At 69.5% G+C, this 11,028-nt stretch carries 10 protein-coding genes and 1 tRNA gene; 7 read left to right on the top strand and 4 right to left on the bottom strand.

The annotated features are described in order from the left end of the window. From M8J73_RS37040 to purM, 5 genes are all read left to right on the top strand, one after another. A partial coding sequence (locus tag M8J73_RS37040) for an AIR synthase-related protein (RefSeq protein ID WP_249829603.1) occupies nt 1–1,318 on the top strand: 1,318 nt, incomplete at its 5' end. A 206-nt stretch (nt 1,319–1,524) separates the two neighbouring features. Continuing rightward, entirely contained in the window at nt 1,525–2,322 is a 798-nt protein-coding gene (locus tag M8J73_RS37035; RefSeq protein ID WP_249829602.1) for a maleylpyruvate isomerase family mycothiol-dependent enzyme, read from the top strand. A 55-nt stretch (nt 2,323–2,377) separates the two neighbouring features. Continuing rightward, on the top strand, nt 2,378–3,202 hold the full coding sequence (locus tag M8J73_RS37030; RefSeq protein ID WP_055536681.1) for an META domain-containing protein: 825 nt from the start codon (nt 2,378–2,380) through the stop codon (nt 3,200–3,202). Between the two features lie 84 nt (nt 3,203–3,286). Then, complete coding sequence (gene purF, locus M8J73_RS37025; RefSeq protein ID WP_055536680.1) at nt 3,287–4,813, top strand: amidophosphoribosyltransferase; 1,527 nt, start codon at nt 3,287–3,289, stop codon at nt 4,811–4,813. Nucleotides 4,814–4,863: 50 nt separating this feature from the next. Beyond that, nucleotides 4,864–5,946: a phosphoribosylformylglycinamidine cyclo-ligase gene (purM, locus tag M8J73_RS37020; RefSeq protein ID WP_055536679.1), complete on the top strand. Its 1,083-nt coding sequence runs from the start codon at nt 4,864–4,866 to the stop codon at nt 5,944–5,946. Nucleotides 5,947–6,142: 196 nt separating this feature from the next. Here purM and M8J73_RS37015 read toward each other — a convergent pair whose 3' ends face one another. Next, the gene (locus tag M8J73_RS37015; RefSeq protein WP_055536678.1) at nt 6,143–6,400 is read right to left on the bottom strand and encodes a DUF3073 domain-containing protein; all 258 of its coding nucleotides are present in this window, start codon (nt 6,398–6,400) and stop codon (nt 6,143–6,145) included. 313 nt (nt 6,401–6,713) lie between these two features. Continuing rightward, nucleotides 6,714–7,808 (bottom strand): Leu/Phe/Val dehydrogenase, encoded by a 1,095-nt coding sequence (locus tag M8J73_RS37010; RefSeq protein ID WP_055536677.1) that lies wholly within the window; start codon nt 7,806–7,808, stop codon nt 6,714–6,716. Between the two features lie 224 nt (nt 7,809–8,032). On the opposite strand from M8J73_RS37010, the gene M8J73_RS37005 reads away from it, so the two are divergent. Together M8J73_RS37005 and bldC are read left to right on the top strand one after the other, a co-directional pair. Beyond that, nucleotides 8,033–8,875 carry a DUF8083 family protein gene (locus M8J73_RS37005; RefSeq protein ID WP_055536676.1) on the top strand — a complete coding sequence of 281 codons (843 nt, stop codon included), beginning with the start codon at nt 8,033–8,035 and terminating at the stop codon, nt 8,873–8,875. A 632-nt stretch (nt 8,876–9,507) separates the two neighbouring features. Continuing rightward, nucleotides 9,508–9,714 (top strand): developmental transcriptional regulator BldC, encoded by a 207-nt coding sequence (gene bldC / locus M8J73_RS37000; RefSeq protein ID WP_003949541.1) that lies wholly within the window; start codon nt 9,508–9,510, stop codon nt 9,712–9,714. Nucleotides 9,715–10,292: 578 nt separating this feature from the next. Here bldC and M8J73_RS36995 read toward each other — a convergent pair. Together M8J73_RS36995 and M8J73_RS36990 are read right to left on the bottom strand one after the other, a co-directional pair. Further along, nucleotides 10,293–10,514 carry a DUF6274 family protein gene (locus M8J73_RS36995; protein ID WP_055536675.1) on the bottom strand — a complete coding sequence of 74 codons (222 nt, stop codon included), beginning with the start codon at nt 10,512–10,514 and terminating at the stop codon, nt 10,293–10,295. A gap of 379 nt (nt 10,515–10,893) precedes the next feature. Further along, nucleotides 10,894–10,968 (bottom strand) — tRNA-Asp (locus M8J73_RS36990). Between the last annotated feature and the right edge of the window lie 60 nt (nt 10,969–11,028).

The raw sequence follows: 11,028 nt of genomic DNA, 5'->3' as shown, positions 1-11,028 counted from the left end.
GACGCTCTCCCCCGAGGAGATCCTGATGAGCGAGTCGCAGGAGCGCATGTGCGCGGTCGTCGAGCCGGAGAAGGTCGACCGCTTCCTCGCCATCTGCGACAAGTGGGACGTCATCGCCACCGTCATCGGTGAGGTGACCGACGGCGACCGCCTGGAGATCTTCTGGCACGGCGGCAAGATCGTCGACGTCGACCCCCGCACCGTCGCGCACGACGGCCCGGTCTACGAGCGGCCCTACGCCCGCCCCGACTGGCAGGACGCGCTCCAGGCGGACGACGCGAACAAGCTGCCCCGGCCGGAGACCAGCGAGGAGCTGCGTGAGCAGGTCCTGAAGCTGGTCGCCTCCCCGAACCAGGCGTCCAAGTCCTGGATCACCTCCCAGTACGACCACTTCGTGCAGGGCAACACGGTCCTCGCCCAGCCCGAGGACTCCGGGATGATCCGGGTCGACGAGGAGAGCGGCCTCGGCGTCGCCATCGCCACCGACGGCAACGGCCGCTACGCGAAGCTGGACCCGTACCACGGTGCCCAGCTGGCCCTGGCGGAGGCGTACCGCAATGTCGCCACCACCGGTGCCAAGCCGCTCGCCGTCTCCGACTGCCTGAACTTCGGCTCGCCCGAGGACCCGGCGGTCATGTGGCAGTTCGCGGAGGCCGTCCGCGGTCTGGCGGACGCCTGCCAGCAGCTGGGCACGCCGGTGACCGGCGGCAACGTCTCGCTCTACAACCAGACGGGCGAGGTCGCCATCCACCCGACCCCGGTCGTGGCCGTCCTCGGCGTCATCGACGACGTGGCCCGCCGCACGCCGGTCGCCTTCCAGGAGGAGGGGCAGCTGCTCTACCTCCTCGGCGACACCCGTGAGGAGTTCGGCGGCTCGGCCTGGTCCCAGGTCGTCCACGACCACCTCGGCGGTCTGCCCCCGCAGGTCGACCTGGAGCGTGAGCGCCTGCTCGCCGAGATCCTGATCTCCGCCTCCCGCGACGGCATGATCGACTCCGCGCACGACCTGTCCGACGGCGGTCTGATCCAGGCGGTCGTCGAGTCGGCGCTGCTCGGCGGCAAGGGCGCCCGCCTGATCGTCCCCGACGGTCTGGACACCTTCACCTTCCTGCTCTCCGAGTCGGCCGGCCGCGCCGTCGTGGCCGTCCCCCGCTCGGAGGAGGTCCGCTTCAACGACATGTGCGGTGCCCGGGGTCTCCCGGTCACCCGCATCGGCGTCGTCGACGGCGACACCGTCGACATCCAGGGCGAGTTCACCCTCACCCTGGAGGAACTGCGCACCGCACACGAGGGCACGATCCCGGCACTGCTGGCGTAAGCCCCCCCGTCGTACGGCACTTCGGCCCCGCCCGGCTGTCCGGGCGGGGCCTCTGTGCCGGCCTGTCAGAGGCCGGTGTCAGCCGCGGAGGGCCTGGCTTCCCCGACCGAGGCGGCCGTCGCCGCAGCGCCTTCACCCACTCGTCGCGCTCTCGGCCGTGGGGAATCCCACCCCCTCCGACCTCCCCTCCGCATAGGCTCCCCACCATGCCCCCGGCCAGGAAACGCCTCCGCGTCTACGACCCCGCCAAGACCCGCAAGGCCGTGCTGGCCCAGTTCGCGACCGTACGAGAGGCCATCACCGGGCTCGCCCCGGAGCAGCTCGCGCTGCCCACCCGGCTCGGGGAGTGGACCGTACGGGACCTGGCCGCGCACCTCACCCTGGCCGTGGAGAGCGTCAGCCGGGCCCTGGACCGGCCCGAACCGGCGAAGGCAGAGTCCGGGCCCCTCGACTACGGCGCGGCCACCGCCCCGTTCGCCGACGCCATCGCCGAGGGCAGCCACGCCCTGGCCGAGGCCCACCCGGACCTCGGCGCCCTCTACGCCGAGACGGAGCGCCGGATCACCGAGCGGCTCGCCGCCACCCCGCACGACCGGCTCGTCGACACCCGCGCCGGCGCCATGTCGCTCGCCGACTACCTGGTCACCCGCACCGTCGAACTCGTCGTCCACACCGACGACCTGAACGCCGCCGTCCCCGGCCTCGACCTGCCCTTCGACCGCCAGGCCCTCGCCACCTGCGTCCGGCTGCTCGCCGACACCCTCGCCGCACGGGCCCCCGGCGGCTCGACGGAGGTGCGGATCCCGCCGTACGCCGTCGTGCAGTGCGTGGAGGGGCCGAGGCACACCCGAGGCACCCCGCCGAACGTCGTCGAGACCGACCCGCTGACCTGGGTCCGCCTGGCCACCGGCCGCCTGGAGTGGGCCACCGCCCTCGACGAGGCGAAGGTCAGTGCCAGCGGCGAACGGGCCGACCTGAGCGCGCTGCTGCCCCTGCTGAGCTGAACCGCCCGCGAACAACCAGGTGGAACCGCCCACGGACCCCATCCGTCCCACCGGCATGGACAAGCAGCGACTGACCCGCACCGCCCTGCCCCTCGCGGCCCTGACCCTGTTCCCGCTCCTCGCGGCCTGCGGCACCGAGTCCGGTACCGGCGCCGGCAGCGACTCCGTGGGACCGGGCGCCAAGGAGTCGGTCACCGGGGTCCACTGGACGGTCGACAGCCTCACCGTGGACGGGAAGACCACCAAGGCCCCCGCCGGCGCCTATCTGAAGATCGACGACAACGGCGAGGTCAACGGCAACTACGGCTGCAACACCTTCGGCTCGACCGCCGACTTCAAGGACGACTCCGTCGACTTCGAGATCGCCCAGTCCACCGAGATGGCCTGCGGCGACGCCCCGATGAAGTTCGAGGAGCGCTTCTCCCGCATCCTCGACACCGGGACGTTCCAGGCCAAGGCCGCCGACGGCGGACTCACCCTCACCACGGCCGACGGCGACACCGTGCGGCTCAGCGAGGAGAAGCCCGCCGAGCTGTACGGCACCAAGTGGCGCGTCGACTCGCTCATGGACCGCGACGTCGCCCAGTCCCTCCCCGAGGAGGCCGACGGCAAGGCCTGGTTCACCTTCGACAAGAAGAAGGGCACCCTCAGCGGCAGCCTCGGCTGCAACGAGGTCTCCGCCGAGGCGACGGTGAGCAAGGGCGAGATCACCCTCGGCCACGCGCGCACCACCCGCAAGATGTGCTCCGACTCACTCATGGCCGCCGAGCGGACCCTCCTCGGCCTCTTCAAGGGCACGGTGGAATATCGGATCGATCACCGCAGTATCACGCTGACCAGGGAAAACGGCCTGGGTGTCGGTGCGGTAGCCGACAAGTGACATGCGGCGGCACGCAGTCGGGAAAGCCGGTGGGCGAGATCAGCGGATTCGGACCGGTGCGCGATCTCGCCTACACTCGGTGGCGTGCCACGTGGTGACGGACGACTCAACCACGACCTTCTCCCCGGCGAGAAAGGCCCCCAGGACGCGTGTGGCGTCTTCGGTGTCTGGGCCCCGGGCGAAGAGGTCGCCAAGCTCACGTACTTCGGGCTCTACGCCCTCCAGCATCGGGGCCAGGAATCCGCGGGTATCGCGGTCAGCAACGGCTCCCAGATCCTCGTCTTCAAGGACATGGGCCTCGTTTCCCAGGTCTTCGACGAGACCTCGCTCGGTTCCCTCCAAGGTCACATCGCGGTCGGTCACGCCCGCTACTCGACCACCGGCGCCTCCGTCTGGGAGAACGCCCAGCCCACGTTCCGTGCCACCGCGCACGGCTCCATCGCCCTCGGCCACAACGGCAACCTGGTCAACACGGCCCAGCTCGCCGAGATGGTCGCCGACCTGCCCAAGCAGGAGGGCCGTACCCCGCGTGTCGCGGCGACCAACGACACCGACCTGCTCACCGCGCTCCTCGCGGCCCAGGTCGACGAGGACGGCAAGCCGCTGACGATCGAGGAGGGGGCCCACGCTGTCCTCCCGCAGGTCCGTGGCGCCTTCTCCCTCGTCTTCATGGACGAGCACACCCTCTACGCCGCGCGTGACCCGCAGGGCATCCGCCCGCTGGTCCTCGGTCGGCTGGAGCGCGGCTGGGTCGTCGCCTCCGAGTCCGCCGCCCTCGACATCTGCGGCGCCTCCTATGTCCGCGAGATCGAGCCCGGCGAGTTCATCGCCATCGACGAGAACGGACTGCGCAGTTCCCGCTTCGCGGAAGCGAAGCCCAAGGGCTGTGTCTTCGAGTATGTGTACCTGGCCCGCCCGGACACCGACATCGCCGGCCGGAACGTGTACCTCTCCCGCGTGGAGATGGGCCGAAAGCTGGCCAAGGAAGCCCCCGTCGAGGCGGATCTGGTCATAGCGACCCCGGAATCCGGCACCCCCGCCGCCATCGGCTACGCGGAGGCCTCGGGCATCCCGTTCGGTGCGGGTCTGGTGAAGAACGCGTACGTCGGACGTACGTTCATCCAGCCCTCCCAGACGATCCGCCAGCTCGGTATCCGGCTGAAGCTGAACCCGCTGAAGGAAGTCATCAAGGGCAAGCGCCTGGTGGTCGTCGACGACTCGATCGTCCGCGGCAACACCCAGCGCGCACTGGTCCGGATGCTCCGCGAGGCCGGGGCGGCCGAGGTCCACATCCGGATCTCCTCCCCGCCCGTGAAGTGGCCCTGCTTCTTCGGCATCGACTTCGCCACCCGCGCCGAGCTCATCGCCAACGGCATGACGATCGACGAGATCGGCACGTCCCTGGGCGCCGACTCCCTGGCGTACATCTCCATCGACGGCATGATCGAGGCGACCACGATCGCCAAGCCGAACCTCTGCCGTGCCTGCTTCGACGGCGAGTACCCGATGGAGCTGCCGGACCCCGAACTCCTCGGCAAGCAGCTCCTGGAGACCGAGCTGGCCGCCGGGCCCGCCGCCACGGCCGCGGCCGACGCGATCCGTCGCCCGTAGTCCGCCGCCCCCTGCTCACCCGCAGTACGACACGAAGGTTCTCATCAGCCATGTCTGAGACCCCCATCGCCGAGGGCGGCGCCAGCTACGCCGCCGCGGGCGTCGACATCGAGGCGGGCGACCGCGCCGTCGAGCTCATGAAGGAATGGGTCAAGAAGACGCAGCGCCCCGAGGTCCTCGGCGGCCTCGGCGGCTTCGCCGGCCTCTTCGACGCCTCCGCCCTCAAGCGCTACGAGCGCCCCCTGCTGGCCTCCGCCACGGACGGCGTCGGCACCAAGGTGGACATCGCCCGCCAGCTGGGCGTCTACGACACCATCGGCCACGACCTGGTCGCGATGGTCATGGACGACATCGTGGTCTGCGGCGCCGAACCGCTGTTCATGACCGACTACATCTGCGTCGGCAAGGTCCACCCCGAGCGGGTCGCCGCCATCGTCAAGGGCATCGCCGAGGGCTGTGTCCTCGCCGGCTGCGCCCTCGTCGGCGGCGAGACGGCCGAGCACCCCGGACTCCTCGGCCCGGACGACTTCGACGTCGCCGGCGCCGGTACGGGCGTGGTCGAGGCGGAGCACCTGCTCGGCCCGGATCGCATCCGTAAGGGTGACGCGGTGATCGCCATGGCGTCCTCCGGCCTTCACTCGAACGGGTACTCGCTCGTCCGGCACGTCCTGCTGAACCAGGCAGGGCTCTCCCTGGACGCCCAGATCGCCGAGTTCGACCGCACCCTCGGCGAGGAGCTCCTGGAGCCCACCAAGATCTACTCGCTGGACTGCCTGGCCCTGACCCGCACCACCGAGGTCCACGCCTTCAGCCATGTCACGGGCGGCGGTCTCGCGGCCAACCTGGCCCGCGTCATCCCCGACCACCTGCACGCCACGGTCGACCGCTCCACGTGGACCCCGGCTCCCGTCTTCGACCTCGTCGGCAAGACCGGCCAGGTCGAGCGCCTGGAGCTGGAGAAGACCCTCAACATGGGCGTGGGCATGATCGCCATCGTCCCCCAGGAGTCGGCGAACGTGGCCCTGACGACCTTGGCGGACCGAGGCGTAGAGGCCTGGCTGGCAGGCGAGATCACCGACCGAGCCGCTCACACGACAGGCGCGGAACTGATCAACGACTACGCCCGAGGCTGATGAGGGACGCGCCCCTGACGGCGGCGAAGCCGCCCAAGGGGCGCGGGGAACTGCGCGACCAGCCACTACGAATCCGTGGCTGCCGACGCACAGTGACCCCCGAGCTACAAGGCGCCCGGCCCCTCAAGCGGAGCGCAACCGCACAAAACCCGGTCCGGCGTAATCCGCTCGGACCGGGTGAAGCGCAGCTGGACGGTCAAGCCCCGCGGCGATGGGACGCAGGACCGGACTCGTCGTCCTCATCCTCGTCATCGTCGGAGTTGTACAACTCCGCATACCGCGCGTACGGGTCGTCGTCGTCCTCGTCGTCCTCGAACGGTTCGCCGTTCGGAGGCTGGCTCGAAGTCGATGCGCCCAGCTCGCTGGCCAGACGCGACAGGTCAGTCCCACCGCTGTTGTACTTCAGCTGGCGGGCGACCTTCGTCTGCTTGGCCTTGGCCCGGCCGCGCCCCATGGCTCGACCCCCTCGGTGACGGGGCTCGACGGCCCCAGAGTCTTGACACGCGTTCATGATCTAGAACGGGCTCTCCATAGAGAGACCGGTCCGTAGGGCTTCCACGGTACCTGAGCCCACGCCCATACGGTACGTCGCCCGCAGGACGTGGCTGTGCCCAGAACCTGCGAGGAGCCCTTTCCCCGCTGGTCAACCGCGATTTTAACCGTTTCTTGGCGAACGACCCGCCGACGGAAGTGAGAGTTCTCTCTAAAGCCGTCGGCGGGTACCGGGCCCTGTCGCGCGACCCTCGCGCGGGCGTGCCCGCGGAACGTCAGCGTCCGCGTGCGGCGGCCGCCTCCTGCATCCGCTGCTCGGCGATCCGGTCGGCCGCGGCAGCCGGCGGAATCCCATCCGTCTTCGCGCGTGCGAATATGGCCAGCGTGGTGTCGAAGATCTTCGACGCCTTCGCCTTGCACCGGTCGAAGTCGAACCCGTGGAGTTCGTCGGCGACCTGGATGACGCCGCCGGCGTTCACCACGTAGTCCGGCGCATAGAGGATCCCGCGGTCCGCGATGTCCTTCTCGACGCCGGGGTGGGCGAGCTGGTTGTTGGCCGCGCCGCACACCACCTTGGCCGTGAGCACGGGCACGGAGTCGTCGTTCAGCGCTCCGCCGAGCGCGCAGGGGGCGTAGATGTCGAGCCCCTCCACGCGGATCAGCGCCTCGGTGTCGGCGACGGCGGTGACGCCCTCGGGGTGGCGGTCGAGGATCCGGCGCACGGCGTCCTCGCGCACATCCGTGACGACGACCTCGGCGCCCTCGGCCAGCAGGTGCTCGACGAGGTGGTGGCCGACCTTGCCGACGCCGGAGATCCCGATCTTGCGGCCGCGCAGCGTCGGGTCGCCCCACAGGTGCTGGGCGGAGGCCCGCATGCCCTGGTAGACCCCGAAGGCGGTGAGGACGGAGGAGTCGCCGGCGCCGCCGTTCTCGGGGGAGCGGCCCGTGGTCCAGCGGCATTCGCGGGCCACGACGTCCATGTCGGCGACATAGGTGCCGACGTCGCACGCGGTGACGTACCGGCCGCCGAGCGAGGCCACGAACCGCCCGTAGGCGAGCAGCAGCTCCTCGCTCTTGATCCGGTCGGGGTCGCCGATGATCACGGCCTTGCCGCCGCCGTGGTCCAGCCCGGCCATGGCGTTCTTGTAGGACATCCCGCGCGCGAGGTTCAGGGCGTCGGCGACGGCCTCGGCCTCGGTGGCGTACGGGTAGAAGCGGGTGCCGCCGAGGGCGGGGCCCAGCGCGGTGGAGTGGAGGGCGATGACGGCCTTGAGGCCACTGGCCCGGTCCTGGCAGAGCACGACTTGCTCGTGACCGCCCTGGTCCGACTGGAACAGGGTGTGCAGGACGCCGTCAGATACGTCGGTCACTGTGGTGACTCCTGGGTAAGAAGCGGCGGGTGGTGAGAGCTCCCCGTACGGGTGGCGGGGGGTCTGTGAGCATGAGATTAGAGCCTCCGGCCGCCGCGGAGCGGCGGAGCCTCAGGATCACCCACTCCTGGAGTACGGCCGTGGTGTGACCCGCACAGTTTTCCGGCCCGCCGATGGGCGGGTTCCGCAGGTTTCCCCGGTGGTCGGCGGGGGAGGGAGCAGGCGTGCCCAAGGTGTCCTCGGTGATCGTCCCGTACGCGTCGTACCTCCGCGTGTACGAGCCGCTGGCCGCCTTCCCGGAGCCCGAGCGCACCCACTGGACCCGGTACGCCCGTCGCGCCGACCGCCCCTCCTACCAGGACGAGCTGCGGCGGTCGCTGGCCGATCTGCTGCCCACGCCGCCGATCCCGGTGCCGGTGCACGAGAGCGGTGACGCCTTCGTGGTCGAGGTGGACGGGGTGGTCTGTGTCTGCCCCTGGCGCACCCGGCTGCGCGGCTGGCAGGCGCTGGGTGATCTCGCCGAGGAACTGCCCGCGCCGCTGCTGGACGCGGTGCTGCCGCCGCTGGTGCGTCGGCAGGCCGGCCAGGACTACGAGCGCTGGATGGCGCGCAACCCCGACGCCCGTCCGTGGATCCGCACCTCGACCTGGCACGTGCCGCTGAACTGGTTCGTCCTCGTCTCGGACGAGGAGCGCACCTATGAGAAGGGTTCGGCCGAGAACTCACCTGTACTTCGCTATCGCACGCCCATGGTGCAGGCCCGGCGGAGGGTGGCGCGGGGGCTCAGGGCGCTGCGCGAGGCCCTCGACGAGGGGCCGCTGATCGACGGGCTGGTCGACGTGGGCCGCTGGCTGGAGGAGTTCCACCCGCGCTCGCTCGTGGAGCTGGACTACGGCGGTCTCGTGCACGTCCTGCCGGCGGAGGAGCTGGACGACGACCATTCCGCGGCGGATGTCGCCGAGGGCATCGAGGCCCTGCGCAACGGCGACGGTCTTGCCGCCGGTGAGGCGTACGGGCGGCTGGTCGAACGGTGGCGGGCGGTACGGGACCGGCGCTCCGCGAACTGAACGGCCGGTCGGCGAGCCGTACCGGGCGGAACCGGTTGAACCGGCTCAACGTCCCACCCGTACTTGTGACTTGTGGGACGGATGGGAAAAGGCTTTCCATGGAGGCCGAAGCATGGTGAACTGTCCACCCTTGGCCCAGGCTTGACGCACCGAAGTTCCACTCGGGCGTCATCATGGGACGTAGGTCCCCGATCCGGGCTTTTGTGTCAAGCAGGCGTCAAGCGTGACGGATTGCACTTACGCGGGCCTTGCCTCTTACGCACCTCCTCATGCCAAAATAGGACAAGGAGTCCGGGGGAGGCTCCCTCTGCCCGCCTTTGGGTGGAATCTCAGCATTGCACGCTCTTGGGGGGTCTCGTGACTCCTGCACGCCACTGTGACTGTTCGTCACAGTGGCGTGACTGTCCGCTATGGCACGGTCCATCGGCATCCGTCGCTGATGAACACCTGGGAGGGCAATTCCATCGGTTTGGCCGACGCGGCTGGACAGATGGTGTAGTTGTAGTGCCGAGGACAAGCCGTTCGTCCTATAACCGACTCGACTCGCGTCCGCCATTTCGGGCAACGCGGGTCAAGGTGCAGAATTTAGAGGAAAGAACCGAGAAGGTTCGGTTCTCCCGAGGAGGCCGCTCATGACCGCTCGCACCCCTGATGCCGAGCCGCTGCTGACCCCGGCTGAGGTCGCCACCATGTTCCGCGTCGACCCCAAGACGGTCACGCGGTGGGCGAAGGCCGGCAAGCTCACGTCCATCCGTACGCTCGGCGGACATCGCCGTTATCGCGAGGCTGAGGTCCGCGCACTGCTCGCGGGTATTCCGCAGCAGCGCAGCGAGGCCTGAACCACCGCAGAACAGGGCATTTCGGCTGGTCCCCCAATCGGCCGAGCCGCCTGAAAGCGCAGCTCAACCGCTCATACAGCGCCAAGCGACGCGGGTTCTGCCCCAACAGATCCCACGCCCGAGCCGCACAGAGTTTTCCAGAGCTTCCATCTGTTCTGGGTTTCGCCAGGCAAGCAACAAGGGTGCGTCGTCAGATCGCGCTGGACTCCGCCGGGTCCAGCGCGATCTTTTTTGTGCGCTTGGACGGACGACCGGGCCCCCGGGTCCGGTCTTTTCGTGTGTCCGGCGCGCCGACTTGTGCGGGGGCGCGGCTGTCTGTGCGCGGGGCTGTCGGACTCTGGGGAGGGCTGTCGGATCTCCTGTGGGGGCCTCGGGAGACTGGTGCAATTGCACATATTAAATTGACCAGTTGTAGGAGACCTGTAAGAACCCATGTTCCGGAAACTTATACAGTGACACCCGTCACATGCCGAGTAGCTTGTTACTCATGAGTCACGTGCGGTAGAGAGGACGGGAGTTGAGGCGGGCCCGTCGTCCCGCCGAGTGCGTTCCCCGCCCGTCGGCGCTCACGTCATCGTTCACGCCTTGGAGGGGCTCTCGTCCTCCGTGGCACCCTCGGCGCGGTCCTCGCCGGCCCTGGGGACGTCCGTCGTCAGGATGCCCGTCGTCACGGTGTCCGTCGCCAGGCGCAGCAGCCGGTGGCAGATCGGGCAGTGCCGGGTGAAGTGGCGGTAGGAGGAGGCGGCCGACAGATGAGCGCGGAGCAGAGCGCGGGTCTCGTGCCGAGCGGACGCCGCCATACGCCACCTCCGGGGTCTTGGGGCCCTGTTTCCGAGGTACCGATGGAATGTGACTCCGTCAAGCCCCGGCGCGTCCGCTGGGGGCCGGGTGCCTAGTGGGTTGGGGGTGCGCGGTTCGTTGGCGGCTGCGGGTGGTGTGTGGTTTCTCGCGCAGTTCCCCGCGCCCTGAAGGCTTGGGCCTGCGGCCCGGCCTTCATCCCCGTGGCGCCGTTGAAAAGCGCGGGGCGCAGCCCCGGACGCTTTTCAGGGGCGCGGGGAACTGCGCGAACAACCACGACGAACCCGCACCCGCCGACGCACCTTCGGTCGCTCCCCCTGTCGCGACCGGCGCAGCAAAAAGACCCGCATCCTTGGGGGATGCGGGTCTCTCTGAATCGTGCGGTCCTGACGGGATTTGAACCCGCGGCCTCCACCTTGACAGGGTGGCGAGCACTCCAAACTGCTCCACAGGACCAGGTTTCGCAGTCAGCGCCTGTGCGCTGGCCTGCGAGAAGAGACTGTACAGGAGGGTGAG

This window comes from Streptomyces neyagawaensis (assembly GCF_023516595.1).
Lineage (GTDB): Bacteria > Actinomycetota > Actinomycetes > Streptomycetales > Streptomycetaceae > Streptomyces > Streptomyces neyagawaensis.
Note: the sequence above shows the minus strand (reverse complement) of the source record. Positions and strands in the feature narration are given on the sequence as shown.